Annotated in this window: 24 protein-coding genes; 11 read left to right on the top strand and 13 right to left on the bottom strand. The window is 58.5% G+C overall.

Going from position 1 to position 25,182, the window contains the following annotated elements:
- Positions 1-2: 2 nt before the first annotated feature.
- The 5 genes from H7R56_RS00340 to H7R56_RS00320 all read left to right on the top strand — a co-directional run bounded on the left by H7R56_RS00340 (position 3) and on the right by H7R56_RS00320 (position 6,287).
- Entirely contained in the window at positions 3-1,373 is a 1,371-nt protein-coding gene (locus tag H7R56_RS00340) for an efflux transporter outer membrane subunit (protein ID WP_106924859.1), read from the top strand.
- A 219-nt stretch (positions 1,374-1,592) separates the two neighbouring features.
- Complete coding sequence (locus tag H7R56_RS00335) at positions 1,593-2,756, top strand: multidrug effflux MFS transporter (RefSeq protein ID WP_106924858.1); 1,164 nt, start codon at positions 1,593-1,595, stop codon at positions 2,754-2,756.
- A gap of 160 nt (positions 2,757-2,916) precedes the next feature.
- Entirely contained in the window at positions 2,917-3,825 is a 909-nt protein-coding gene (gene murQ, locus H7R56_RS00330; RefSeq protein WP_106924857.1) for an N-acetylmuramic acid 6-phosphate etherase, read from the top strand.
- Between the two features lie 14 nt (positions 3,826-3,839).
- Positions 3,840-5,294, top strand: a complete 1,455-nt coding sequence (gene murP, locus H7R56_RS00325) for a PTS N-acetylmuramic acid transporter subunit IIBC (protein WP_106924856.1) — start codon at positions 3,840-3,842, stop codon at positions 5,292-5,294.
- Positions 5,295-5,384: 90 nt separating this feature from the next.
- On the top strand, positions 5,385-6,287 hold the full coding sequence (locus tag H7R56_RS00320; RefSeq protein WP_106924855.1) for an EamA family transporter: 903 nt from the start codon (positions 5,385-5,387) through the stop codon (positions 6,285-6,287).
- A 37-nt stretch (positions 6,288-6,324) separates the two neighbouring features.
- Here the strand turns inward: H7R56_RS00320 and H7R56_RS00315 are convergent, their stop codons facing one another.
- Complete coding sequence (locus H7R56_RS00315) at positions 6,325-7,239, bottom strand: Rpn family recombination-promoting nuclease/putative transposase (protein WP_106924854.1); 915 nt, start codon at positions 7,237-7,239, stop codon at positions 6,325-6,327.
- A gap of 203 nt (positions 7,240-7,442) precedes the next feature.
- Here H7R56_RS00315 and H7R56_RS00310 point away from each other — a divergent pair, with 203 nt between their 5' ends.
- Positions 7,443-7,730 (top strand): YicS family protein, encoded by a 288-nt coding sequence (locus H7R56_RS00310; protein WP_106924853.1) that lies wholly within the window; start codon positions 7,443-7,445, stop codon positions 7,728-7,730.
- Between the two features lie 96 nt (positions 7,731-7,826).
- On the opposite strand, the gene H7R56_RS00305 is transcribed toward H7R56_RS00310, so the two are convergent.
- From H7R56_RS00305 to galB, 4 genes are read right to left on the bottom strand one after another with little or no spacing between them, the layout of a single operon-like run.
- The gene (locus H7R56_RS00305; protein WP_106924852.1) at positions 7,827-8,699 is read right to left on the bottom strand and encodes an NAD(P)-dependent oxidoreductase; all 873 of its coding nucleotides are present in this window, start codon (positions 8,697-8,699) and stop codon (positions 7,827-7,829) included.
- Positions 8,700-8,701: 2 nt separating this feature from the next.
- Positions 8,702-9,775, bottom strand: a complete 1,074-nt coding sequence (locus H7R56_RS00300; RefSeq protein ID WP_106924851.1) for a 4-oxalomesaconate tautomerase — start codon at positions 9,773-9,775, stop codon at positions 8,702-8,704.
- A gap of 1 nt (position 9,776) precedes the next feature.
- Positions 9,777-10,490, bottom strand: coding sequence for a 4-carboxy-4-hydroxy-2-oxoadipate aldolase/oxaloacetate decarboxylase (locus tag H7R56_RS00295; RefSeq protein WP_106924850.1), 714 nt, complete (start codon positions 10,488-10,490; stop codon positions 9,777-9,779).
- Entirely contained in the window at positions 10,487-11,227 is a 741-nt protein-coding gene (gene galB / locus H7R56_RS00290; protein WP_106924849.1) for a 4-oxalmesaconate hydratase, read from the bottom strand. The genes H7R56_RS00295 and galB overlap by 4 nt, the downstream gene beginning before the upstream one ends.
- Positions 11,228-11,359: 132 nt before the next feature.
- Between galB and H7R56_RS00285 the strand changes: the two genes are divergently transcribed.
- Positions 11,360-12,631, top strand: a complete 1,272-nt coding sequence (locus H7R56_RS00285; RefSeq protein WP_181357969.1) for a LysR family transcriptional regulator — start codon at positions 11,360-11,362, stop codon at positions 12,629-12,631.
- 36 nt (positions 12,632-12,667) lie between these two features.
- Here the strand turns inward: H7R56_RS00285 and H7R56_RS00280 are convergent, their stop codons facing one another.
- The 3 genes from H7R56_RS00280 to H7R56_RS00270 form a co-directional block, all read right to left on the bottom strand.
- On the bottom strand, positions 12,668-13,939 hold the full coding sequence (locus H7R56_RS00280; RefSeq protein WP_106924848.1) for a gallate dioxygenase: 1,272 nt from the start codon (positions 13,937-13,939) through the stop codon (positions 12,668-12,670).
- Positions 13,940-13,951: 12 nt separating this feature from the next.
- The gene (locus tag H7R56_RS00275) at positions 13,952-15,328 is read right to left on the bottom strand and encodes an MFS transporter (protein WP_106924847.1); all 1,377 of its coding nucleotides are present in this window, start codon (positions 15,326-15,328) and stop codon (positions 13,952-13,954) included.
- 202 nt (positions 15,329-15,530) lie between these two features.
- Complete coding sequence (locus tag H7R56_RS00270) at positions 15,531-16,481, bottom strand: LacI family DNA-binding transcriptional regulator (protein ID WP_106924846.1); 951 nt, start codon at positions 16,479-16,481, stop codon at positions 15,531-15,533.
- Between the two features lie 296 nt (positions 16,482-16,777).
- On the opposite strand from H7R56_RS00270, the gene H7R56_RS00265 reads away from it, so the two are divergent.
- The 4 genes from H7R56_RS00265 to H7R56_RS00250 all read left to right on the top strand — a co-directional run bounded on the left by H7R56_RS00265 (position 16,778) and on the right by H7R56_RS00250 (position 20,362).
- Positions 16,778-17,092 carry a PTS sugar transporter subunit IIB gene (locus H7R56_RS00265; protein ID WP_106924845.1) on the top strand — a complete coding sequence of 105 codons (315 nt, stop codon included), beginning with the start codon at positions 16,778-16,780 and terminating at the stop codon, positions 17,090-17,092.
- A gap of 12 nt (positions 17,093-17,104) precedes the next feature.
- Positions 17,105-18,427 (top strand): PTS sugar transporter subunit IIC, encoded by a 1,323-nt coding sequence (locus H7R56_RS00260; protein ID WP_182928445.1) that lies wholly within the window; start codon positions 17,105-17,107, stop codon positions 18,425-18,427.
- Positions 18,428-18,509: 82 nt separating this feature from the next.
- Positions 18,510-18,812: a PTS lactose/cellobiose transporter subunit IIA gene (locus tag H7R56_RS00255; RefSeq protein WP_181357968.1), complete on the top strand. Its 303-nt coding sequence runs from the start codon at positions 18,510-18,512 to the stop codon at positions 18,810-18,812.
- 161 nt (positions 18,813-18,973) lie between these two features.
- Positions 18,974-20,362: a carbohydrate porin gene (locus H7R56_RS00250; protein WP_106924842.1), complete on the top strand. Its 1,389-nt coding sequence runs from the start codon at positions 18,974-18,976 to the stop codon at positions 20,360-20,362.
- A gap of 136 nt (positions 20,363-20,498) precedes the next feature.
- Here H7R56_RS00250 and phnV read toward each other — a convergent pair whose 3' ends face one another.
- The 5 genes from phnV to phnR all read right to left on the bottom strand — a co-directional run bounded on the left by phnV (position 20,499) and on the right by phnR (position 25,132).
- On the bottom strand, positions 20,499-21,296 hold the full coding sequence (gene phnV / locus H7R56_RS00245) for a 2-aminoethylphosphonate ABC transport system, membrane component PhnV (RefSeq protein ID WP_106924841.1): 798 nt from the start codon (positions 21,294-21,296) through the stop codon (positions 20,499-20,501).
- Between the two features lie 2 nt (positions 21,297-21,298).
- The gene (gene phnU / locus H7R56_RS00240) at positions 21,299-22,159 is read right to left on the bottom strand and encodes a 2-aminoethylphosphonate ABC transporter permease subunit (protein WP_106924840.1); all 861 of its coding nucleotides are present in this window, start codon (positions 22,157-22,159) and stop codon (positions 21,299-21,301) included.
- Between the two features lie 2 nt (positions 22,160-22,161).
- Positions 22,162-23,271, bottom strand: a complete 1,110-nt coding sequence (gene phnT / locus H7R56_RS00235; RefSeq protein ID WP_106924839.1) for a 2-aminoethylphosphonate ABC transport system ATP-binding subunit PhnT — start codon at positions 23,269-23,271, stop codon at positions 22,162-22,164.
- A gap of 5 nt (positions 23,272-23,276) precedes the next feature.
- Positions 23,277-24,290 (bottom strand): 2-aminoethylphosphonate ABC transporter substrate-binding protein, encoded by a 1,014-nt coding sequence (gene phnS, locus H7R56_RS00230; RefSeq protein WP_106924838.1) that lies wholly within the window; start codon positions 24,288-24,290, stop codon positions 23,277-23,279.
- Positions 24,291-24,412: 122 nt separating this feature from the next.
- Positions 24,413-25,132 carry a phosphonate utilization transcriptional regulator PhnR gene (gene phnR / locus H7R56_RS00225; RefSeq protein WP_106924837.1) on the bottom strand — a complete coding sequence of 240 codons (720 nt, stop codon included), beginning with the start codon at positions 25,130-25,132 and terminating at the stop codon, positions 24,413-24,415.
- Positions 25,133-25,182 lie beyond the last annotated feature (50 nt).

Raw genomic sequence — 25,182 nt, 5'->3', positions numbered from 1 at the left:
TTATGTTCCGTTTATCCGTTTTATTTATTGCGCTTCTGAGCGTGGGCTGCGTGTCGATGGACCCCAACTATCAGCGCCCGGACGCGCCTATCCCGGCGACGCTGCCGGGCAGCCACGGTGAAGCGACCGCCGTGGTCGGTAACTGGCAGCAGGTGGTGAACGATGTGCGCCTGCAAAAGCTGGTGAGCCAGGCGCTCAGCAGCAACCGCGATGTGCAAAAAGCCATTGCCGATATTGACGCCGCTCGCGCGCAGTACGGCGAAACCCGCGCGTCGTTAATGCCGACCGTTAACGCCGAACTCAGCAATACCCGCAGCCGCACGCTGGCGAGCGGGGTGAGCACCACCGCGCAGGCCGACGGCGCGGTCTCCAGCTTCGAGCTGGATCTGTTTGGTCGTAATCAGAGTCTGTCCCGCGCGGCTCGTGAAACCTGGCTTGCCAGCGAATTCACCGCGCAGAACACCCGTCTGACGATGATTTCCGAGCTCACCACCGCGTGGGTGACGCTGGCGGCGGACAACAGCAACCTGGCGCTGGCGCAGCAAACCATGGCAAGCGCCGCCGACTCGCTGAAAATCGTCCAGCGTCAGCAGCAAATTGGCACCGCGGCGGCCACTGACGTGAGTGAGGCGATGAGCGTTTATCAGCAGGCGCGCGCCAGCGTCGCCAGCTACCAAACGCTGGTGATGCAGGATAAAAACGCCATTAACCTGCTGGCCGGCACCACCGTAGCGGATGCCTTGCTCCCGGGTACGCTGGAGAGCCTGGCCGCCAACACCATTTCACTGGTCCCGGCGGGCGTCTCGTCGTCCGTACTGCTAACGCGCCCGGATATTCAGGAAGCGGAGCACAATCTGAAGAGCGCCAACGCCAATATCGGCGCGGCGCGGGCAAACTTCTTCCCGACCATTTCACTCACCGCCAGCGCCGGGGTAGGCAGCGATGCGCTATCTTCACTGTTTAGCCACGGCATGAGCGTGTGGTCCTTCGCGCCGTCTATTTCGCTGCCGCTGTTTACCGGCGGCAGCAATCTGGCGCAACTTCGCTACGCCGAGGCGGAGAAAAAGGGGCTAATCGCCACCTACGAAAAAACGATTCAGAGCGCGTTTAAGGACGTAGCGGATGCGCTGGCGCGTCGCCAGACGCTGAGCGAACAGCTTGATGCGCAGAGGCAATACGTGGCGGCGGAGCAGCAGACGCTGGACGTGGCGATGAAACGCTACCAGGCGGGCGTTGGCGATTACCTGACCGCGCTGACGGCGCAGCGCACCCTGTGGTCAGCGCAGCAGACGCTGATTGCCTTACAGGAAACGGATCTGGCGAACCGTATTACGCTCTGGCAGTCGCTGGGCGGCGGGGTGCAGGCCGGATAAGGCGTTTCGCCGCCATCCGGCAATGTGCCCGCGATGCCTGATGACGCTGCGCTTATCAGGCCTACAAGACCCTCTCCCCAAAGGGGCGAGGGAACCGATTGGCGTCGTAGGTAAATACCGGCGCGGGTTTTCCCCCTCTCCCTTCCAGGAAGAGGGCCGGGGTGAGGGTGCAGCCAGCACCGTTCCCCTCATTGATTATGAAAAATAAAAGGAGCTTTCATGCCGCGCATCTCCCCCTCCTGGGTCGTGGTTCTGGGTCTGCTAACCGCTATTGGCCCACTGTGTACCGACTTTTATCTCCCGGCGCTGCCGGAAATCACCGAACAGCTAAACGCTACCGGCACGCAAACCCAGCTGTCGCTTACCGCCGCGCTGCTCGGTCTTGGCCTCGGCCAGCTGTTCTTTGGCCCGCTCAGTGACCGCATTGGCCGCCGCAAGCCGCTGGCGCTGTCGTTGCTGCTGTTTATCTTCTCATCGGCTATGTGCGCCATCACCCACGATATTCATCTGCTGATTGTCTGGCGCTTTTTGCAGGGCTTCGCCGGTGCCGGTGGTTCAGTGCTATCACGCTCGATCGCCCGCGACCGCTATCAGGGCACGCTGCTCACTCAGTTCTTCGCCCTGCTGATGACCGTTAACGGCATTGCGCCGGTGCTTTCGCCGGTGCTCGGCGGCTATATTATCACCGCGTTTGACTGGCGAATTTTGTTCTGGACGATGGCGGGAATCGGCGCGGTGCTGCTGCTTTTAAGCCTTGTCGTACTGCATGAAACCCTGCCAGCCAACGGCCCCGATGCAGCGACGCAGCCGAAAGGAACGCCGGTTCTCAAAAACCGCCGCTTTATGCGCTACTGCCTGATTCAGGCCTTTATGATGGCCGGGCTGTTTTCCTACATTGGCTCCTCTTCCTTCGTCATTCAGAGCGAATACGGCATGAGCGCGATGCAGTTCAGCCTGCTGTTTGGCCTGAACGGGATTGGGCTGATTATTGCCGCCCTGATCTTTTCAAAACTGGCGCGTCGCGTCGCCGCGGAAACGCTGCTGCGCCGGGGTTTATTATTGGCGGTGCTGTGCGCGCTGGTCACCCTACTGCTCGCCTGGCAGCAACAGCCGGTCATGGCGCTGATTGGCCTGTTCTTCACGGTGTCGTTTATGAGCGGGATCAGCACCGTCTCCGGTGCGGAAGCCATGAGCGCGGTCAGCAGCGCGCAATCGGGTACCGCGTCGGCGCTGATGGGTACGCTGATGTTCGTCTGCGGAGGCATTGCCGCGCCGCTGGCAGGACTGGGCGGTGAAACCATGCTGAAAATGAGTCTCGCGATGGCGATTTCCTACGCAATTGCGCTTTTTTTCGGGCTGCTTAAACCGCGCACCGCGCCCTAAAATTCACAGAGGTAATAAAATATTCCAATTTTATTACCTCAAAACTCCCCGCCACCGCTGTAAATCATGATTACCTCGTGCCTCTAATCGTGATAACCTTCACATGAATGGAATAATTAATTCCTTATACTACTCGCCACTGTGAATGATGAGGTTTCCTATGAGTATTGACTTGAGCAAATTGCTGACTGAACGACGCAACGCAAACAGCGCTAACATTGACACCCTCTCCACTGAAGAGATGCTGACGGTCATTAACAACGAAGATCAGCAGGTTGCTCACGCCATCACCCCGTATATTCCGCAGATAGCGCAGCTGGTTGATAGCGTGGCGAATGCTTTCCGTCACGGCGGCCGACTGATTTACATCGGCGCTGGCACCTCTGGCCGTCTGGGTATTCTTGACGCCAGCGAATGCCCGCCCACCTTCGGCACCCGTCCTGAGCAGGTTGTCGGCCTGATTGCCGGTGGCCACACCGCCATTTTGAAAGCGGTTGAAAACGTTGAAGATAACGCCGCACAGGGCGCGGAAGATTTACGTACGCTGGGCTTTAACGAGCATGACGTGCTGGTCGGTATCGCTGCCAGCGGCCGCACGCCGTACGTGCTGGGAGCAATGGAATACGCGCATCAGCAAAATGCGCTGGTCGCTATCGTCAGCTGCAACCCGCACGGCGAGATGGCGCAGCGCGCCGACATCGCCATTACGCCGGTTGTTGGCCCGGAAGTCGTGACCGGCTCGACCCGTCTGAAAGCAGGCACGGCGCAAAAACTGGTGCTGAATATGATCACTACCGGTTCGATGATCCGCAGCGGCAAGGTCTACAGCAACCTGATGGTCGACGTAGAGGCCACCAACGCCAAGCTGATTGAGCGACAGATTTCCATCGTGATGGAAGCCACCGAGTGCGATCGCCAGACCGCGCAGACGGCGCTGGATGCCAGCGGCCGCCACTGCAAAACCGCCATCGTGATGGTGCTGGCGAATCTGAGCGCCGACGACGCCAAAAAGCTGCTGGCCGACAACAACGGTTTTATCCGCAAAGCGCTTCAACACGCCTCCCACTGACGAGGGTTCGTAGAATGGCAAAAATAAATAAAGAGATGATAGCCCGCATTCTCACCCTGGTAGGCGGGGCGCCAAACGTCGTGCAGGCGGGTAACTGTATGACCCGTCTGCGCCTGACGCTGCGCAATGAGGACCATGCTGACGTCGCCGCCATCCGCCAGGTCGAAGGCGTCATGGGCGTGGTGGTCAGCAACGAGCAGTTCCAGATTATCCTCGGCCCGGGCAAAGCGCAGACCGCTTCAGAAATGATGAACCTGATGCTGGAAGAGGCCCCGCAAACGCCAGCGCATGAAGCTGACTCTGGTGCATCGCTGGCCGATATCGCGAATGCCAAAAAGCAGGAGCTCAAGGGTAAGCAAACCAGCAGCGTACAGAAATTCCTCGCCAAGTTTGCCACCATCTTTACGCCGCTGATCCCTGGCTTTATTGCCGTAGGCCTGCTGCTCGGCTTTGCGACCCTGGCCGAACAGCTGTTCGTACTGGAGAACGCGCATCCGAACGCCACGCTGGTGGATATCATCAGCTACATGAAAGTGTTCAGTAAGGGCATGTTTACCTTCCTGAGCATTCTGATTGGCTATAACGCGCAGAAAGCGTTCGGCGGTTCGGGCGTGAACGGGGCGATTATCGCCGCGCTGTTTATTCTGGGCTATGACCCCAAAGCGGCGGTGGGCTTCTACTCCGGAATCTCCGACTTCTTCGGCCACACCATTGACCCGCGCGGGAACATCATCGGCGTACTGATCGCTTCAATTATCGGCGCCTGGGTCGAAAAACAGGTGCGCCGCATCATGCCCGCCAACCTCGACATGATCCTCACGTCGGCAGTGACGCTGCTGATCATGGGCGCGGTTACCTTCGTGGTCATTATGCCTATTGGCGGCTATCTGTTTACCGGGATGTCCTGGCTGTTCCTGCACCTCAACGGTAACCCGTTCGGCTCTGCGGTGCTGGCCGGTCTGTTCCTGTTGGCGGTGATGTTTGGCGTGCATCAGGGCTTTGTGCCGGTCTATTTTGCGCTGATGGAAGCGCAGGGCTTCAACTCGCTGTTTACCATTCTGGCCATGGCGGGGGCGGGCCAGGTAGGCGCGGCGCTGGCGCTGTACTATCGGGCGAAGCAGGGCTCACTGCTGCGTACGCAGATTAAAGGAGCGATCATTCCCGGCCTGCTCGGCGTGGGCGAACCGCTGATTTATGGCGTGACGCTGCCGCGTATGAAGCCGTTTATCACCGCCTGCCTCGGCGGTGCCTGCGGCGGCTTCTTCATTGGCCTTGTCGCCTGGATGGGGCTGCCGGTTGGCCTGAATACGGTCTTCGGTCCGTCCGGCCTGGTGGCCATCCCGTTGATGACCTCAAACAGCGGCATCTATGCGGGGATGGCGGTTTACGCCGCGGGCCTCGCCGTCGCCTACCTTGGCGGCTTCCTGCTGACCTGGCTGTTCGGCAGCAAAAACGTCGATCTCAGCTAACCCTTTTGCCCCCGGCACGCCGCTGGGGGCAAGCTTTCCACCATGCTATGATGCCCGTCACAACAAAATACGATGACAGGGTTGAGGAAAATGGGTGCCACCAGAAAAGGGATGGTTAACGTCTTAATTGCCGCGATATTGTGGGGAAGTTCCGGCGTTTGCGCGCAGTACATTATGGAACACAGCCAGATGGGGTCGCCGTTTCTGACGATGATCCGCCTGCTCTCCGGCGGTTTTATTCTCCTCACCTTCTCTTTCCTGCACGGCGACGGTATTTTTCGCCTCTTCCGCAACCGCAAAGATACCTTCAGCCTGCTGATTTTTTCGCTGGTAGGCGCAATGACCGTGCAGCTGACCTTCCTGCTGGCGATTGAAAAATCGAACGCCGCCACCGCGACCATTTTGCAATTTTTATCGCCGACGATCATCGTGGCCTGGTTTGCCATCGTGCGTAAGGCACGACCGGGCGCGTTTGTCTTCGCCGCTATCGCCACCTCGCTAATCGGGACTTTTCTGCTGGTGACCCACGGCGACCCCACCTCGCTGTCTATCTCCGGCGCGGCGCTGTTCTGGGGGATTGCTTCCGCCTTTGCCGCCGCCTTCTACACCACCTATCCCTCAACGCTGATTGCCCGCTACGGTACGCTGCCGATCGTCGGCTGGAGCATGCTGCTCGGTGGCGCAATGCTGCTGCCGTTCTACGCCGGTCAGGGCACCCATATCGTGATTACCGGCAACCTGCTGCTGGCCTTTTTCTACCTGGTGGTGATCGGCACGTCTCTCACCTTCAGCCTGTACCTGAAAGGCGCACAGATGATCGGCGGGCCGAAAGCCAGCATTCTCAGCTGTGCCGAACCGCTCAGCAGCGCGTTTTTATCGCTGCTGCTGCTCGGCATCAGCTTTACCCTGCCAGACTGGCTGGGCACGCTGCTGATTTTATCCTCGGTGGTGCTGATTTCGCTGGATTCGCGACGCAGGGTGAAAACGGTGTAGTGAAATGGCCCGATAACGTCGGTTATCGGGTTAAAATTTAGTGACGAAGAGCAGCCAGTTCGTCGGCGGAAAGACCGGTGATAAGTTGAACCATGGCGCTGTCAATACCGTTTTCCAGCATCGTTTGAGCAATGCGTAACGCCTCCTGACGTATCCCCTGCTGTAACCCCTGTTGCACTCCCTCCCAATGCCCCTCTTCCCGCAACCTATCTGCAATGGTCATTATCTTATCCTTCTGTTCTGGTGCACGTTCAACCGCCGCCTGGAGAAACTCGTGAAAACGAACCGCATCTCCCGATCTCAGCAGATAATTAAACAACGCTTTCATTTGGCTGTCAGTAGCGCATCCCGTTACCAGCAGCTGGGCAATCTGGTCGACTAACGCTAACAGATCGCGCTGGCGAATATGCTTTTGCACCAGCTCCAGCAGCGCCACGCGGCGATGCTGCATAATCTCATCATCCGGCACCACGGTGATATCAACCAGCGGAAATGCCGAGCTATACAAACGGCGCGCTACCGTGGGATCGGCAAATTCATCCAGCCAGCACAATGAAAAGGGATAAGGGCTTTGCAGACCGTGATAAAACAGCATCGGGATCACCAGCGGCAAGTCTTTATGCCCGGCATCCAGATGCCGCTGCATGGCCGCTAATCCATAGCGCAACAACCGAAACGCCATGTGCGCATCCGCCGAACTCTGATGCTCAATCACCACGTAGATGTAACCGTCACCCGCCGTCGTTTGCAGTGACCATAGCACGTCGGAATAACGCGCGCGGAGATCCGGTTCAACAAAACTCGCAGATTCCAGCTTAAGCGTTTGCAGGTTACAGAGCGCCTGTAGCGATATCGGCAGGTGAATGGCGAGAAAATCACGTGCCGTTTCCGGGTGACACAAAAATTGTTTAAAAACCGCATCGTGCGGCGTTGAAGCTGCGCGCGTCGTCATGGCGTTCCATCGTCACCCAAAAAGCGAATAGACGCACTCTACGCCCGACACAGGCGAGTCACCGCCGTGTTTTCGCCTCTTTGCGAGCCACCACGGAGGATTTCGACGGATGGATGCAACGTCTACCTGTAGCTGGAAGCGGCGGCGCAAAATAACGGATACAGCTATAGTTAACGGTGCGTATCAACATAAGGACATCCGAGATGAAGACAATCCGTATCGCGATTTCGTTGGCCGCCTGCCTGGCGCTGCCGGTAGTCGCTTCGCCGCTCGAAGGGCTGAAGTTCGAGCAGCAAAAGCAGCAGGTGGTGAAAGACGTGAAGCAAAACTGCCCGACCCACGCCGGGCTGAGCGACACCCAGTTTGCCAACCGGATTCTGGACTCCGCTGTCAACAAAACGGCGGTGCAGAGCGCAACGCGGGCGCTGGATAAGAACGACCGCGCGGCCTATGAAAAGGCGATTAAAGACATTCAGTGCCCGACAAAATAACCTTGAAATCGTAGGCCGGATAAGGCGAAGCCGCCATCCGGCAATGTGCGGTAATATTGCCTGATGGCGCTACGCTTATCAGGCCTGCCTCATGTATCACCGCCCCTTAAGCGTATCCGCCAGCCGCTGCCAGCTGAACGGCTCAAGCCCGGCATAATCAAGCCCGTATGCCTGCATCTGTTGCGGCACCCCCCGCTGAACGCGTGATGTCGACTGACTCATCAGCCCTTCACCGCCCACATCACGCAGGGTTTTGACCACCTCTTCCATCTCTTCACTACGACGCACGCCGTGCTCGGCGACGCGGCTTATCAGGTAGCCCGGAAACGCAGCATCCCAGCCCAGCGAAGGAATACTGGCGTGCAACGAGGCCAGCACTTCCGCCTCCACGCCGTAGGCTCGCGCAGCAAACAGGCATTCGGTGGTCAGCGCCTCCAGCCCTTTAATCATCACGCTACGGCACATTTTGATCGCCGAGACGCTGCCTACCGCATCAGCGCCGTAGCGGGCGTTAAACCCGAGCTGGTTAAGCACATCGGTGACCGCCTGCGCCTGCGGGCCGCCCACCAGCAGCGGCGTTTTCATCCGCGCCGGGGGGACGGGGGCCATTACCGCAACGTCCACGTAAACACCGGGTGCAAAGGCTTCAGACGCCTGCCGTTTGGTATCCGGTGCAACGGAGTTAAGGTCGAGAAAATATTGTCCGGCCTGCATGAGTGCCGCACTGTGCAATGCCACTTCCCGCGCGGCGCCGGCGGTGACGGTCGAAAACACCCACGCCGCGCCGTCAAGCGCCTCCGCCAGCGACCCCGCCGCCTGAACACCCGCCCGCTCGGCTTTTGCCAGCATGGCCTCACGGTCGCCCCCGCGGAGCTTGCAATCCCACACGACAACGCGATGCTGATGCGCCAGCTCGCTTGCCAGAATGGTCCCCGCTTCGCCAAAACCGATAAACGCAATATGTCTCATTGTCACTCCTTTGCAGCCGGAATAAATACGTCGCCGGCAAACAGCAGCCTGGCGGTACGCAGCAGCCCGCAGCCCGCCAGCTCGCCGTCATCGCCACGCTGAAGCGCCACGCTAAACTCACCGGTTGGATGTTCAACGCTGACCATCAATTCACGCGCGTCAGCCACCTTCGCTAGCCCCTGCGCCACCGAGCCTTGCAGCAGGCAGGCGCTGGCCACGCTAACCGCGCCGAATACACCGATCGACGCATGGCAGCGGTGAGGAATAAAGGTGCGGCTGGTGATGGCCCCACCGTCGCGCGGTTCGGCGATGAGCGTCATTTTTGGTACGCTGCGCTGGGCCACATCACCCAGATTCATGCGCGGCCCGGCCTGAAGGCGGATGGACTCAAGCCGCTGTTTCAGTTCGTTATTGGCGTCAAGCTGCTCGCGGGTTTCATAACCCGATATCCCGAGATCGCTGGCACGTAACAGGATCACCGGCATACCGTTATCAATACAGGTGACGTCGACGCCGTCAAAGCGGTCAATCACGTTGCCGGTCGGCAGCAGCGCGCCGCAGGTTGAACCGGCAATATCCAGGAAGTTGAGAATGATGGGGCTGGCGGTGCCCGGCACGCCATCGATGCGCGCTTCGCCGCCGTATTCCACCCCTTCCGCCGAGCAACGCACCTCCGCCACCGCAATTTGCCCGGTATTCACCATATGCACCCGCACCTGAGTCACCGGCGCAGTTAACGGCACCAGCCCGCGTTCGATGGCCAACGGCCCCACCGCCGCGAGAATATTGCCGCAGTTCTGGCCGTAGTCGACCACCGCGCGTTCGACGTTCACCTGGGCAAAAAGATAATCCACATCGGCGTCCGGGCGCATTGAGCGCTGGATAATGGCGACCTTGCTGGTGAGCGGGTCGGCGCCGCCAATGCCGTCAATCTGCCTGACGTCCGGCGATCCCATCACCGCCAGCAGTACGGCATCGCGCTGTTTCGCGTCGGCAGGCAAGTCAGACGCCAGAAAGCAGGCCGCCTTTGACGTGCCGCCGCGCATCCATAAGCAGGGAATTCTGCGCTGAGACATGTTAATCCCTCACGTCTTCGGGCGAGTCGAAGTAGCGTAGCCCTTTTTCCGCCAGCCGCGGGCGCATGGCGTAGATATCCAGCCCCAGCTCACCGTTGCGCATCCGATCGCGTTTGGCCGTTTCATTGGCGATACGGCTTTGTGCTCTTGCCAGCACCGTGTCGGCCAGCGCGTGCGGCACCACCACCACACCGTCGTCATCCGCCACCACCACATCGCCCGGCGTCACCAGTTGCCCGCCGCAGGTGAGCGGCACGTTCACCGAGCCGAGCGTCTCTTTCACCGTGCCCTGGGCGTACACCTGGCGCGACCATACCGCAAAGCCCATCTCGCGCAGCGTCTGCGAGTCGCGAATACCGATATCGCCCACCAGGCCAATCACGCCGCGCGCCTGCAGCGAAGTTGCCAGCAGATCGCCGAAAAAACCGTCGCCGCAGGGCGAGGTCGGCGCCACCACCAGAATATCGCCCGGCTGGCACAGCTCAACAGCGACGTGGAACATCCAGTTATCGCCCGGCGTCACCAGCACCGTCACGGCGTTGCCCGCGCGGCTTACGTCCTGCTGAATCGGCCGAATATCCGGGTTCATCAGCCCCTGGCGTTCGTGGGATTCATGAATTGTCGCCACCCCCGCAGCGGCAAACTGGCGCAGTTTGCTGCCGTCGGTACGCGGAATATGGCGAATGGCGAGGCCTTTTTTATTAAGTAAACTCATGACAGATCTCCCGTCACACGCGGGAAGATGCTCTGGAAACCTTCCGCATGACTGATATCACGCGCGGCGGTAATACCGATATTGCGCTTCGCCTGCACGCCGCGCTGCAGGGCCACACGGGTGTAGTACTCCCACAGGTGTTCTTGTCCCTGCATGCACTGGATAGCGCGGTACTTTTTCTCCCACACGCGGGTGATATCCAGCAGAACGTCCGGCTTCCAGTTGCACTGCTCCGGCTGATGCGGCTCAAAGCAGTACACCGGCGGCGCGGCCACTACCGGCTCGCCGGGGCGATAGCCTTCGGCCTGGGCGATAATGCGCGCTTCCTGAGCCAGATTGGAGGCCAGCGGGTGATCGTAGTTGTAAGGATCGTGCATCGAGTGTGTCAGAACGAAGTGCGGCTGCACGCGGCGATAGACGTCCGCCAGGCGGAACAGCGTCTCTTTGTCGGCACGCAGCGGGTAGTCGCCAATATCAAAAAACTCCACGCTGGCACCGAGTATATCGGCCGCTGCCTGCGCTTCCTGCTGGCGATGCTGCTTCACTTTCTCTTCGTTCATATTGCCCTTGCGCCACAGCTTCGCAGACTCGCCGCGCTCGCCGAATGACAGGCAAACAATATGCACCTGGTAGCCTTGCTCTGCGTGCAGTGCAATAGCGCCGCCCGCGCGCCAGACGAAATCCGCCGAGTGAGCACTGACGACAAGGGCGCTTTTTGGGGTAATCAGAGTAGACATGTGGGCTTCCTTCTTGGTTTTTTTCCAGCTTGTCATGTCCACAACGCCGCGGGTAATTCGTTAACTTGCGAAGGCTATGATTTTTATTTATGTTGATGACAAATCACCCGGCAAGAGGCGGCCACAGGCTCGATGAATAAAAAACACAACAAAGACATGAATATCATGCAGTTGCGATTTTTCTGTCAGGTTGCCAGCCGCGGGAGCGTCTCCCGCGCCGCCGACGATTTATTCCGCACTCAGTCGGCCATTACCCGCGCCATTCGCGATCTGGAAGCGACGCTTGACGTGACGCTGTTTGAACGCCATTACAGCGGCATGGTGCTGACCGAATACGGCAAATGCATTTTGCCGCGCGCGCTGCGGGCGATAGGCGATTTACAGGCCATTCCGGCACTGATGCACCGGCTAAAAGAGCGCGCCGTTCCGCATAAAGAACTGCCCGATCCCGGCTGGCTGTTTAACACCCGGCGGCTGGAGATTTTTATCCAGCTCTATCACATCAATCATACCCAGACCGTCGCCAGCCAGCTTGGCGTCACGCAGCCCGCGATCAGCGCGGCGCTGAAGATTCTGGAGAAAGGGGCCGGATTTGCGCTGTTTCGCCGCACGCCGGAAGGCGTTCGCCCAACGCCCGCCGCCGATGCGCTGTACCCGAACATCAGCCGTGCGTTGAACGAACTGGCGCACATCTGGGACGATCTGGCGGCAAGACGCGGCGTTCTGGTGGGAAATGTACGTATTGGGGCGCTTCCGCTTAGCCGCACGCAATTGCTGCCCGCCGCCATCGGCGCGTTTCTGGCGCAGCATCCCGGCATTCGGGTCCTGACCAATGAGAGTCCGTATGAGTCCCTGGTGTCGGACATGCGGGCGGGGAATATTGATTTTATTATCGGCGCGCTGCGCCAGCACGACGCCCTGCCGGAGCTGACCTGCGAGGCGCTGTTTGAAGAAGAGATGCTGATCCTGGTGCGCAACGATCACCCATTGCTCAGCCATCCGGATCCGCTCAGCCAGCTGGCCAACGCGCAGTGGGTGCTGCCGCGCAGTAACGCCCCGGCGCGGCACCTGCTGGACAAAGCGTTTACCGCACTGGGCCTGCCGCAACCGCTGCCGGTGGTGGAAACCGGCGATGCGGCAATGGTGCGCGGGTTGCTGCTCGACTCACCGCTGCTGGCCGCCGTTTCCGCCAGCCAGATGCGATATGAAATCGACAACCATCTGCTGACCGTACTGCCGGTGAAGCTGCCCAATACGCAACGGCGAATCGGGCTGACCTTCCGCGAGGGCAGCCTGCCCTCGCCCGCCACCCAGGCGCTGGTGAACGTTATCCGTCAACGGGTAGCGGCCCCTGCGCCTGATGGCGCTACGCTTATCAGGCCAACAAAAAAGCAGGCCGGGTAAGCCGCAGCCGCTACCCGGCATAAACACCGCACAATGCTAGTTGGCCGGGGTTTGGATACCCGCCACCGAGTAAGTCACCTGCTGGTTACGGGTTTTCTGGAATTCTTCCAGCGTTTGCCCGCGCATCGCCGCGTAAATATGCAGATTCGACACACCGACCACCGCGCCCATTTTTTCCAGCAGGAAGAAGCTGGCGCCGTACTGAATCAGGCCTCGCCAGTCGCGTGCCGTCAGCAACTGCTGTTCTTTCTCACTCAGCGCCGCCTCGTCGTACAGCGCCTGCGGCGCATGCAGGAAGCGCTCGCGCCACGCGGGCTGCGTCAGTTTATGCAGGAAGGTATTCAGCCGCATCCCGTTAAGGCTGCGCTCATGGGTGAACGGGTAAGTGCCGGGCAGCTTTTCGACGCCCGCCAGCTGGCGCGCCATGTGCTGGCGATGCCGCGTCAGCGTATCCACCGGCGGCTGACGCGCATTATTTTCCAGAATCAGAGTGGCGATGCCGGTCATTGATGGCAGGTAGTAGTCGCGCCAGGTTTCCGTGACGTTGGCCGATAGCGCACCGCGCATCACCAGCCACATGATGACCTCCGACCCTTCCATGCCGCCCAGCTCGGCGTACTCCGCCAGCGTCATCTCGGCCAGCGTTTCCGGGTCGTTCACCAGCATATCAACGAACTGCGCATCCCATTCCGGGTTGTTGAAGCCGCAGCGTTCGCCGTGCACCTGATGCGACAGCCCGCCGGTCGCCACAATGGCGACGTTGATATCCTCCGGAAAGCTCTCAATGGCCCGACGCAGCGCCTGGCCGAGCTTATAGCAACGCCGTGCGCTCGGCACCGGGAATTGCAGCACGCCAATTTGCAGCGGCACCACTTTGGTCGGCCATTCCCCGCTTTGCCACGGCAGCAGCGCCGACAGCGGCGAGAACAGACCATGGTCGAGCTTTTTGTTCATAAAGAACGACATATCAAACTCATCGGCCATCAGGCTGCTGCCGATATGCCTTGAAAGCGCGGCATTGCCTTTGATGGGCGGCAGGCCGCGCGGGCCGCCGCCTTCGTCGGCCACGCCGTATTCATTATCAATCCCCAGCGCAAACGTGGAGTAGTGGTCGAAGAAAAAGGCGGTCACGTGATCGTTAAAGATATACACCAGCGCATCCGGTTTTTTCTCGTCGAGCCAGCGTTGCAGCGGCTCGAAGCTCTCAAAGATCGGCGCCCACGCCGCATCGTGCTGTTTATGATTATCGACCGCAAAACCGATGGTCGGGGTATGAGAGACGGCGATTCCGCCAATAATTCTGGCCATGGTTGACTCCACTTATCGATGAGAGGCGGTCTGCGATAACGCGACATCGCCCGCCACACGCGGCGCTTGCGCCACGTTACGCGAATTCATGCGGTGTAACAGAATGCAGCCCGCCGCCAGACAGGCCGGTAAGGCCAGTACCAGGAAAATCGACGAGTGCCCCGGCACCGCCAGCATAATCACCCCGCCTAAGGTGGAGCTTAAAATCGCCCCGGTACGACCGATACCGTGCATCCAGCTTACGCCGGTCGCGCGAATTTCAGTCTGGTAATAGGCCGGTGAATAAGCCTGCAGGCCGTTCTGCGCGCCGTTGATACACATCCCGCTGATGAAAATCAGCACCGACAGCGCCGCAGAGCCAAAGTCCATCAGCCCTTGCGACAGCAGGCACAGACAGCCGAGGAAATAGGTCGCCGCGATCACCACTTTCGCCGACGTACGATCCATCAGGTAACCGACCAGAATACCGCCCAGCGGGCCGCCAAGCTGGAACAGGCCGGTGATGATTGCCGCCTGCTGTAATGACAGCCCGCCAGAGCGCAGAATGGTCGGCAGCCAGCCGTTCAGCAGATAAATCACAAACAGGCCCATAAAGTAGGTCAACCACAGCGCCACCGTGCCGCGCGCGTAGCCGCCGCGGAACAGCTGAATCACCTTTGCATGACGGGAAATTTCCGGCGTACTGAGGGTAAACAGCGTGTTGGCAGCAAACTGGCCGCCCAGGCGATTCAGCACGCGGGCAATGTCGGCCGTGGGCACCCGCCGTGCCACCATGTTCATCGCCGATTCCGGCAGCATCACCATCATAAATGGCAGTACAAGCAGCGGCAGCGCGCCGCCAAAAATCAGCGCCGAGTGCCAGCTGTAGTGGGACAACAGCGCGGCGGCGATAAATCCGCCCAGCCCGGAGCCGACGTTAAACCCGCTGTACATTAGCGTAATCATCAGCCCTTTACGCCGTTCCGGCATGTATTCCGCCACCAGCGTCACACAGTTTGGCATCACCGCCCCCAGCCCCAGCCCGGTAAGAAAGCGCAGCAGCGCCAGCTGAGTCGGCGTTTGCGCCAGCGCCGCCGCCAGGCTGAAGACGGCAAACAGGGCCACCGAGGCCAGCAGAATACGCTTACGCCCGTAGCGGTCGGCCATCGGCCCGGCGATCAGCGCGCCCAGCGCGACGCCAAACATCGCCGCACCGAGAATCGGCCCCAGCGCCGCGCGGCTAATGCCCCAGTCTTCCAGCAGCGCAGGCGCAATAAAGCCCATGACGGCGGCGTCGTAGCCGTCGAGCATAATAATAACGAAGCAGAGAAACAGAATTTTCCACTGAAAGCGCGAGATCGGTCGGGCATCAATCCACGCTTTTACATCTACACCGGTAGAGAGACTCATAGGGTCACTTCCTTAAAGGGAGGTATGAATGTTCTGGTTTATGTTATTGGCTGAACGTTCAACTCACGTTAAGGCAGTCGCCCGGCGCTGTCTGGTTCGAAAATCCGGGGGTGGGTATGAGTTATTTTTATATTGTGAGCGGGGTGGCAAAAAGAGGGAGCCGGAAATGGCCCGCCGACGACAGCGCGGCGGGCGGTAAAAGTTAGCGCTGGCGAACGCCCGGGAGAATGAGATCGCCGCGAAACGCGGTGTGGACGGACGTCTGCGTTTTCTCTTCCAGCCAGTGGACAATCCGCGCAGCAATAGCGTCCATGGAATATTCAATCGCCGGGATGGTGGGGATCCCCGGCAGATGTAGCGAACCGGCAAGGCTAAAGACCATCACATCTTCCGGCACCCGCCTGTTGAAGGCCATAAGCTGCGGAATAACCCGCTGCGCCTCTTGATCGTCAGCCACCAGCAGGGCATTAAAGCTGACGATACCGGCATTATTCAGCAGCTCTTGCAGCGCTACGGTGGACGAGACGCTGTCCATAAACACCAGGTTGCGATTAAACGGCAGGAAGTTTTTCTCCAGCCCGTGTTTGTAGCCCAGCAGCACGTCGTCGGCAAAACCACAGCTCTGAGGTTGAATCAGCGCAATCTGCCGACGTCCCTGGCTGGCGAGGTAGTTGCAGGCGGTTTCCGCCGCAAACACGTGGTCAAACTGAATGCTGTTGGCCGTATCGGCCTCCGGGCAGTCGATCAACACCACGTTGTCGCTTTCGATCTCCAGCGGAAAACGCGCGCCGATAATCAGCACATCGTCACACAGGCCGCCGGAGAGCTCGTCCAACGCCGACATCACCCCCGTACGCGTGTTGGCAAAACGCAGCAGCAAATGTTTCTGATGCTGGCTGAACTGTTTTTCCAGCGCATACAGATACCCGGTCGTCTGGTTGATATTCTCCATCGCACAGATAACGCCAATGCAGCCGGTCGACTGGCTCAGCAGCGATTGGGCAATCACATTTGGCCGGTAGTTCAGCTCATCAACGGCCCGCAGCACCGCCAGCCGGCTGGCTTCCTTTACCCCTCGTGAACCGCTCAACACACGTGAAACCGTGGCCTTAGATACCCCGGCCAGACGTGATACATCGTTGATTGTAGACATCTTTCTCCCCTGAAAAAGCGTACTGCCTGCCGCAAAAAACCACTGCACCGCAACGGCTTAAATGATTCCATCTCCCAGTATATCCGTTTCTCTTTTTTCGTGGAAACCGATTATCCATATGATGTCCATATGAACGTAAAACGGCGAATTTTTGTGAGCCAGGACGAAATAATTAGCCTCATAAGCAGGAGAAATTGATGGCTATCACAGATCCTGTTTTTATGAATAGAAACCGGTTTCAGTTTCATATCAAATCAAACTCGCAACAACTTTTTACATTTAGAGGAGGGTTATCGATGTACAAAATTATGCTGTGCTGCTCCGCCGGAATGTCGACCAGCATGCTGGTCAGAAAAATGGTGGAAGCCGCGAAAGAACGGGACTTGCCGGTGAAAATTGATGCCTACGGCGTGTCCGAATTTGATATCCAGTACCCGCAGTATCAGGTGGTGTTGTTGGGCCCGCAGGTGAAGTACATGTTAAAAACCCTGTCTGATAAGGCCGCCGCCCAGAATATTCCCGTCCAGCCGATTGATACCATGGATTACGGCATGCAACGGGGTGACAAGGTACTCGATTACGCTCTGTCGCTGATTTCCGCGACGCACTAAAAGGGTTTCCAGATGAGTTCTCTTTATCAGTCAATGGTTGCCGTGATTGAGCAATCCATTACCCCGTTGGCCGGCCGTCTTGGGCAACAAAAATACGTCATCGCCATTCGCGACGGCTTTACCGCCGCGCTGCCGTTTATGATCATCGGCTCATTTATGCTGGTGTTTATTTTCCCGCCGTTCTCCCCGGATACCACCAACGGCTTCGCGCGTGGCTGGCTCGACTTCTCCACGCAGTACCGCGACCAGCTGATGCTGCCGTTTAACCTCAGCATGGGCGTGATGACGTTCTTCATTTCCGTGGGGATTGGCGCGAGCCTCGGCCGGCAGTTTAACCTCGACCCGGTGATGCCCGGCCTGCTGGCGTTTATGGCGTTTCTGCTGGTGGCCGCGCCGTACGCCGACGGTAAGATTTCCACCCAGTACCTCTCCGGTCAGGGGATCTTCACCGCGCTGATTACCGCCATTTACGCCACCCGCGTGTACGCCTGGCTGAAGCAGCATAACGTCACGATTCGCCTGCCGAAAGAAGTCCCGACCGGCGTGGCGCGCTCGTTCGAGATCCTGATTCCCGTACTGGTGGTCATCGGCACCCTGCACCCACTGAACCTGTTTATCGAAGCGCAGACCGGCATGATTTTGCCACAGGCGATTATGCACGTGCTGGCACCACTGGTTTCCGCCTCTGACTCCCTGCCGGCGATTCTGCTGTCGGTACTGATGTGCCAGATCTTCTGGTTTGCCGGGATTCACGGATCGCTGATTGTCACCGGCATTATGAACCCATTCTGGATGGCCAACCTTTCCGCCAACCAGGCCGCACTGGCCGCTGGCACCGTGCTGCCGCACGTTTACCTGCAAGGTTTCTGGGATCACTATCTGCTGATTGGCGGCGTAGGCTGCACCCTGCCGCTGGCGTTCCTGCTGCTGCGCAGCCGCGTGGCACATCTGCGGACCATTGGCAAAATGGGCGTGGTGCCGAGCTTCTTTAATATCAACGAACCGATTCTGTTCGGGGCGCCGATTATTATGAACCCGATGATGTTCATTCCGTTCGTCTGCATTCCTATGGTTAACGCGATTCTTGCCTATACCGCGACCCGCCTCGGCTGGCTGGCGCAGGTCGTTTCTCTGACGCCGTGGACCACGCCAGCACCGATTGGCGCATCCTGGGCCGCGAACTGGGCGTTAAGTCCGGTCATCATGTGTATTATTTGTATGCTCGTTTCGGCGGCAATGTATTTACCGTTCCTCCGCGCCTATGAACGTTCATTAATGAAAACAGAAGAACAGAAATTAAGATCGACTGCACCGCTGGCCGAAACCGCTAGCTGAATAATAAATATTTAATATTACGTAATCATTTATCTTTAACCCTTTATTACACGATGACTTTCACGAGTCAGGGGGACCTATTATGGTTAGGTTAGAAGATGCGGTAATGGAAATTATCATTAACGCCGGTCAATCCAGATCGCTGTGCTTTGAAGCGCTGCACGCCGCGCGAAAAGGCGAAATAACGGAAGCCAAAAACCTGCTGCGTGAGGCCGACGGCTACGCTCGCCAGGCGCACCAGATGCAGACCCAGCTGATTGAGCAGGATGCCGGCGAAGCCCGCCAGCCAATGACCTTGATTATGGTGCACGCGCAGGATCATCTGATGAACTCCCTGCTGGCGCGCGAACTTTCGGAAGAGATTATTCACCTTTATCAACGTTAACTTTTAATTATCCTGACTACGGAGATATTACTGACGATAATTATTTAACTGTACCTCTACGAGATAAAAATAAAATCAGCTTGTTTTGGTGGCGTCTTTTATATTGCACCGAAACGGGATGGTTATTGTCTGAAAATATAATTAATTAATTTGAGATAACCATGAAAACTGTTAAAAAACTTCCATTAGCCATGGCGGTTGTGGCCGCACTTTGCCCGCTTTCTTCAGCCCTGGCGCAAGAATTTACTCAGGAACAAATCGACGCCATTGTGGCCAAGGCCGTCGATAAAGCGCTGGCCGACCGCCAGGCCAAAATGGACGCCGCCGCCGCGAAAAAGGTCGACCTGGAAACCAACCCGCAGACCGCCGCCCAGTCGCCGGATATGGCGGTCCCGTTCGGCCTTAAATTCAGCGGCTACGCGCGCTACGGCGCCCACTTCCAGACCGGCGATCAGAAATACGTCGGCGTCGACGGCTCCTACAACGGCGCCTCGGCGATTGGCCGTCTCGGCAACGAAAGCAACGGCGGTGAATTCCAGATAACCAAAGCCTTTAAGAGCAGCAAAGGCGCCATCTGGGATATCAACGTGATGTTCGATCACTGGAGCGACGAGGTGAACCTGAAAAAGGCCTACGTCGGCGTCACCAACGTGCTGGAGTCGAACCCAAACGCCTATATCTGGGCCGGTCGCGACTTCCACCAGCGTCCGCAGCAGGGTATTAACGATTACTTCTGGATGAACCACGACGGCCAGGGTGCCGGGGTGAAAAACTTTGATATTGGCGGCGTGCAGTTTGACGTCGCGGCCGTATCGCAGGTGAAATCCTGTAGCCCGGAAGTGATGGCCGATGAAACCAACCCATCACGCATTACCTGTACCGGCAGTTCGGATACCGGCGATAACGGCCACTATGCGCTGACGACTAAAACCCATAACATCAAAGCCGGGCCAATCGACGTTGAGGTGTACGCCAACTACGGCTTTGATTCCAAAGCGGTGGATAACGACGCGCAGCTTGATGCCTGGCAGGGCGGCCTGCTGCTGAGCCACACCAACAGTGACGACAGCGGCGTCAACAAAGTGATCCTGCGCTACTCCGATAACGCGGATAACAGCGTTTACAACAAAACCGACGGTCTGACCGCCATCTACGCCAGCTTCGAGGGGAACTATAAGTTTACCCAGCAGGCGCAGGTCGAATATCTGCTGGCCTTCCACGACTACGACAACAGCAAGGACAAAACCGATAACCGTAAAAACTACGGCGCGATTATCCGCCCGATGTATTTCTGGAACGACGTGCACTCCACCTGGCTGGAAGCGGGCTATCAGCGCGTTGATTACGACCAGGGCGGGGATAACCACGGCTGGAAGCTGACGCTGTCGCAAAACATCGCCATCGGCATGGGCCCGGAGTTCCGCCCGATGCTGCGCTTCTACGTGACCGGCGGTCAGGTTGATAACAAGCGTACGGCGAGGGTGAACGGCACTGAAGACGAGCAGTTGGATTCGCTGAACGTGGGCGGTATGTTTGAGGCGTGGTTCTAAGTTAACCCCCCCTCACCCTAACCCTCTCCCTAGGGGAGAGGGAACCTTTTTGTAGGCCGGATAAGCGGAGCACCATCCGGCGGAATCTGTGCAGATTGCCGGATGGCGGCGTAAGCACCTTATCCGGCCTACCTTTTTATTTTTGCCCCAGCCTTTTCGCGATGCGCTCCAGCTTCATCATCAACAGCAGCGTCATCGCCACTAGCACAATCGTCAGCGCCGCACCGTCGGCAATATTACCGCGATCGGTCAGGCTAAATATGGTGACCGGAAGCGTGGTCCAGCCTGGCGGATAAATCATCATCGTCGCGCCCAGTTCCCCCATTGAGAGCGATAAGCTCAGCGCCAGCGCGGAAACCATCCACGGCATCAGCAGCGGTAGCGTGACGTGACGCAGGCGATACCACGGCGAAGCGCCCAGGCTTGAGGCGACGTTTTCGATATCGGCGGACACCCGCGCCAGCCCCGTCGACACGTTGCTGAAGGTAAAAGCAGAAATCAAAACAAAGTGCGCCGTCAGCACAATCCATAGCGTACCGTTCATCTGCAGCGGCCCCTGGCTGAAGGCCACCAGAATCCCCAGCCCCACGGACACCGACGGGATGGCGCTCGGCAGATAGAACATCATGCTTAGCCACTTTTGCGTTTTTGCCCTGTACTGACGCAGCGCCAGCGCGGCCCAGACGCCGCACAGCAGCGCAAACAGGCTGGCACAAAACCCGATCGTCAGGCTGGCGAGCAGCGCGTCCCACGCCGCGCCGCGCAGAGCGTTCACAAAGTGATTCAGGGTAAAACCGCTCGGCAGAATGCCGTTCCACTGCTGGCTAAGGCTCGACATCAGAATCACCGCCAACGGCAGCAAGAAGAAAGCGGTAAACAGCACGGTGGCGACAGCACCTGCCGCCGCACGCCCTTTGCGTGACCAAATCAGCATGGTTAGCTCCTTATACCGGTGCGCGAGGCCGCCAGGCGATACAGGGAGAACAGCCCCAGCGACAGCACAATGTTGATTAATGCGATCGTACAAGCGACGCCGTAGTCTGACTCCAGAATCGCTTTGCTATAGACCATCATCGGCAGGGTATTCACCCCTTTTGCGCCGATGAACAGTACGATGCCGAACTCATTGGTGGTCAGCAGCAAACACAGGCTGCCGCCGGCCATTAGCGCTGGCAGCGCCGCCGGGAAAATCACCTGGGCAATAACCCGCAGCGGACGCGCGCCCAGAATGCTGGCAGCCTCCAGCTGGCTTTTGTCGATTTGCCGCAGCGCCGCCATCAGCGGGCGCATCACCAGCGGCGTAAACACCGTAATTTCCGCCAGAATCACCCCTTGCAGGGAGTAGAGAAAATCAACCGGCGGCAGTTCAAAACTGAACAGCCGCATCAGCAAGCCGTTGAGCAGCCCCGCCGAGCCATAAATAAAGGTGAATGCCAGGGTAATGAGGAAAGTAGGCAGCGCGATAAAGGTATCCACCACCCGGCTAATCAGTTCGCTACCGGGGAAAGGAATAAACACCAGAATCAGAGACATTACGCTGCCGAGCAGCAGGCAGCCAGCGGTGGCGAAAAAGGCAATTTGCAGCGTATTGAGCAGCGCCCCCACAAAGCGTTTTGAGTCAACCACCTGCCAGAATGTCTCCAGGCCGAGCTGGCCGCTGGTATCGCGCAGCGCCTGGTCCACTATCAGCGACAAAGGCCAGAAGAACAGCGTTGCCAGCACAAACAACGGCAGCAGCAGCCACAGAAGCGGGCGCAGGCGACGCGCCGGTTTATCGAGCGTGAATGAAAGCGACATGGCTATACCTCGATCAGGACGGCATCATCCGGTTCGAACCACAGCGCCAGCGTATCGCCGGGGCGCGGTAGCGGATTCACGTGCGTCATGACTATCCGCACCGCCTCACCGGCTACGTCGCACAGCAGGTGGGTTAAATCCCCCTGCCAGTGCACCGATTGCAACGTGGCGTTAAAGCGATTGCTGCACGCCGAGCGCGGCGTCAGGCTCAGGTGCTGCGGGCGAATACACAGCAGTTTATGATGCCCATGATGGCTGCCCTGGCTGAACGCGCGAACGATCGCGCCGCCGCAGCTCACATCCACCAGCCCCGGCGTTTCACCCGCACCAAGCGAGGTGGCGCTGAGAATATTCGCGCGGCCTAAAAACTCGGCGGCAAAGCGATTCGGCGGATGCTGGTACAGCGCCCGGGTTTCACCATGGGCAATCATGGAGCCGTCCTTCATGATGCCGATTTTATCGGCCAAAGTTAGCGCTTCGGTCTGATCGTGAGTCACGTAGAGAATGGTCAGCTCCGGCAGTTCGCGGTGCAGACGGGCAATCTCTTCCACCATGTTATGGCGAATTTGCGCATCCAGCGCTGAAAGCGGCTCGTCCAGCAGCAGCACGCGCGGGCGCACGGCAATCGCACGGGCAATGGCCACGCGCTGCTGCTGGCCGCCGGACAGCTGATGCGGATAGCGGGTGGCATACTCGCTCATACCAACGGTTTTTAGCGCCTCGGTCACCCGTTCTTTAATCAGGGCCTTCGGCTGCTTCTGCGCGCGCAGGCCGAAGGCAACGTTATCCTCTACCTTCATATGCGGGAACAGCGCGTAGTTTTGTACCACCATCGCCAGACCCCGCTGATAGGGCGGCAGATGCGTGACGTCCGCGTCACCGATAAGAATACGACCGCCCGCAGGCTGGACAAATCCTGCCACCGCGCGCAGTACCGTGGTTTTTCCCGAACCGGAAGGGCCAATCAGCGCCAGCACTTCGCCGGGTTCAATGGTCAAAGAGAGCGGTTTAAGCACCACGTTGCCGTGATACGCCACGCGCAGCGAGTCGAGGACAATCCCCGACGCCCCTTGAGCAACAGGGGCGGGAATAGCGGTCGTTTTCATCAGCATCGGGATTACTCGCTTTCGGTCACTTTATGCCAGCGGGAAATATCCGCCGACAGCGAGACGGCCACGTCGTCCCAGTTCGGCTGCCAGCTCTGTACGCCTTCCAGCGCAGCGGTGGCGGCCTTGTAGTGCGCATCACTCGGCGTCACGTCACTACGCACCGGCATTCCCCAGGACAACGCGCTGACGCTGGTCTGCGCCTCTTTGCTGAGCAGGAAGTTAATCAGTTTTTTGCCGTTTTCACTTTGCGGCGCACCCTGGACTAAACCAATGACGTAAGGAATCGCCAGCGCGCTGCGCTCGCCTTTGTCATTGGCGGGCCAGAAGATCTTCACGTTCGGGTTACGTTCCCTCTGCGCGAGGTTCATTTGCAGGTCGCCGTTAGCGACGTAGATTTCACCTTTATTGACCAGCGCGGTCAGCTTGCCGGTTGAGGCGGATGGCCCAACGTTGTTAGCCTGCAGCTTGCCGAGATAGTCAAAACCGGCGTCTTTGCTGCCGAAGCTGTGGAAGGCTTGCAGCATCACCGCGGTGCCGTCTGCGGCCTGGCCCGGCGTGGAGTACTGGAGCTTATTCTTGAACTTACCGTCGAGCAGATCCTGCCAGCTGGCCGGCGCGGTTTTCAGCAGCTTCGCGTTGTAGATAAAGCTCAGGTAGTTTTTCACCAGCGGTGAATAGAAGTCGTTGGCACCCGGAATGGCAGCAGCGGCGTCGGTTTTGAAGTTGGCCAGTAGCTTGCCGGCAGCGGCACGCTGAATAAACGGCGGTGCAGTCACCAGGACATCAGCCTGCGGGTTGGTGTGCTCTTTCGCCAGACGCTCAACCACCACACCACCGCCGCCTTCAACGTAACGCACGGTAATGCCGGTGGCTTTGGTGAACGCATCAAACTGCGCCTGGTACCAGCTGTTATCACCGTCGTGTAAGCCGTCGATAGAGTAAACCGTCACCACCGATTCCGCCCAGGATGGGGCGCTGGCGAGGGCAAAAACATACAGCAAAGCAAGTCGGGTAAGTTTCATCGTAATAGCCTCATAGCGTTCGTTGCATTTTTCTGGCCTATACCAGATTTGCTTTTTACGCTAAACGGCTAATGTGACAAAACGATGAATGACGGCATAAATCTGTGAAATGCCGGATGGCGCTAGTGCGTATCGACCTCAATGCGCAGGCTGTCATGGCGCCAGTATTCGATATCCAGATCGAGCACACGACCGTACTGATCGTAGTTCAGGCGGCGCAGCAGCAGCGCCGGGCGCCCTTCCATCACCCCCAGCGCCTGCGCGGCCTGCGCGGGCATCGCGGTGGGATAGAACGACAGATGCATACTGGTATAGACAAGGTTGTAGTGTGACTCGTATACCTCGGTCAGGCTGCCGTTGAGATCGTACTGCAATAGCTCCGGTACCCGGGCCGGCAGGCAATGGTTTTCGCAATAGCAAACCGCACGACCGTCAGCAGAACGCAGGCGGGTCAACAGATAAATTTGATCGAACGGCTGGAGCTGAAGCGGCTCCATTGCCTCTACCGGCACGGTGGTTAACGCGCCGCTCAGCAGCGCCGTTTTTGGCTCCCGCCCCTGCTCGCGGCACAGCTTATGGAAGTTGGTGTTCTGAGTCGGATCAAGCCACAGACGTTCGGGCGTCACGAACCAGCCGCGGCGATCGGCGCGCCAGATAAGCCCGCTGGCCTCTAGCTGCGCCAGGCTTTCGCGAAGGGTAATGCGCGTGGTGTTAAAGATCGCGCACAGTTCACGTTCAGACGGCAGCTTATCGCCGCTTTTCAGCGCGCCGCTCTGAATGCGTGCCTGAAGCTGCGCCTTGATGAGCTGGTACTGCGGGAGATCGCCGGGGAGAGATTTCATGCTTGCTCGTTTCCAATTTTGTTGCCGCCATTATACAGAAGCAGATGAAT

Source organism: Klebsiella sp. WP3-W18-ESBL-02 (assembly GCF_014168815.1).
GTDB lineage: Bacteria > Pseudomonadota > Gammaproteobacteria > Enterobacterales > Enterobacteriaceae > Kluyvera > Kluyvera ascorbata_B.
Note: the sequence above shows the minus strand (reverse complement) of the source record. Positions and strands in the feature narration are given on the sequence as shown.

Coding starts and splice junctions, on each gene's coding strand:
- H7R56_RS00320 (WP_106924855.1), top strand. CDS start 5,385: ATGGGTGCCACCAGAAAAGGGATGGTTAACGTCTTAATTGCCGCGATA.
- galB (WP_106924849.1), bottom strand. CDS start 11,227: ATGTCTACTCTGATTACCCCAAAAAGCGCCCTTGTCGTCAGTGCTCAC.
- H7R56_RS00295 (WP_106924850.1), bottom strand. CDS start 10,490: ATGAGTTTACTTAATAAAAAAGGCCTCGCCATTCGCCATATTCCGCGT.
- murP (WP_106924856.1), top strand. CDS start 3,840: ATGGCAAAAATAAATAAAGAGATGATAGCCCGCATTCTCACCCTGGTA.
- H7R56_RS00310 (WP_106924853.1), top strand. CDS start 7,443: ATGAAGACAATCCGTATCGCGATTTCGTTGGCCGCCTGCCTGGCGCTG.
- phnV (WP_106924841.1), bottom strand. CDS start 21,296: ATGCTGATTTGGTCACGCAAAGGGCGTGCGGCGGCAGGTGCTGTCGCC.
- H7R56_RS00270 (WP_106924846.1), bottom strand. CDS start 16,481: ATGTCTACAATCAACGATGTATCACGTCTGGCCGGGGTATCTAAGGCC.
- H7R56_RS00335 (WP_106924858.1), top strand. CDS start 1,593: ATGCCGCGCATCTCCCCCTCCTGGGTCGTGGTTCTGGGTCTGCTAACC.
- H7R56_RS00340 (WP_106924859.1), top strand. CDS start 3: ATGTTCCGTTTATCCGTTTTATTTATTGCGCTTCTGAGCGTGGGCTGC.
- phnT (WP_106924839.1), bottom strand. CDS start 23,271: ATGCTGATGAAAACGACCGCTATTCCCGCCCCTGTTGCTCAAGGGGCG.
- H7R56_RS00300 (WP_106924851.1), bottom strand. CDS start 9,775: ATGTCTCAGCGCAGAATTCCCTGCTTATGGATGCGCGGCGGCACGTCA.
- H7R56_RS00275 (WP_106924847.1), bottom strand. CDS start 15,328: ATGAGTCTCTCTACCGGTGTAGATGTAAAAGCGTGGATTGATGCCCGA.
- H7R56_RS00265 (WP_106924845.1), top strand. CDS start 16,778: ATGTACAAAATTATGCTGTGCTGCTCCGCCGGAATGTCGACCAGCATG.
- H7R56_RS00285 (WP_181357969.1), top strand. CDS start 11,360: ATGAATAAAAAACACAACAAAGACATGAATATCATGCAGTTGCGATTT.
- H7R56_RS00255 (WP_181357968.1), top strand. CDS start 18,510: ATGGTTAGGTTAGAAGATGCGGTAATGGAAATTATCATTAACGCCGGT.
- H7R56_RS00250 (WP_106924842.1), top strand. CDS start 18,974: ATGAAAACTGTTAAAAAACTTCCATTAGCCATGGCGGTTGTGGCCGCA.
- H7R56_RS00305 (WP_106924852.1), bottom strand. CDS start 8,699: ATGAGACATATTGCGTTTATCGGTTTTGGCGAAGCGGGGACCATTCTG.
- phnR (WP_106924837.1), bottom strand. CDS start 25,132: ATGAAATCTCTCCCCGGCGATCTCCCGCAGTACCAGCTCATCAAGGCG.
- H7R56_RS00260 (WP_182928445.1), top strand. CDS start 17,105: ATGAGTTCTCTTTATCAGTCAATGGTTGCCGTGATTGAGCAATCCATT.
- phnU (WP_106924840.1), bottom strand. CDS start 22,159: ATGTCGCTTTCATTCACGCTCGATAAACCGGCGCGTCGCCTGCGCCCG.
- phnS (WP_106924838.1), bottom strand. CDS start 24,290: ATGAAACTTACCCGACTTGCTTTGCTGTATGTTTTTGCCCTCGCCAGC.
- H7R56_RS00315 (WP_106924854.1), bottom strand. CDS start 7,239: ATGACGACGCGCGCAGCTTCAACGCCGCACGATGCGGTTTTTAAACAA.
- H7R56_RS00280 (WP_106924848.1), bottom strand. CDS start 13,939: ATGGCCAGAATTATTGGCGGAATCGCCGTCTCTCATACCCCGACCATC.
- murQ (WP_106924857.1), top strand. CDS start 2,917: ATGAGTATTGACTTGAGCAAATTGCTGACTGAACGACGCAACGCAAAC.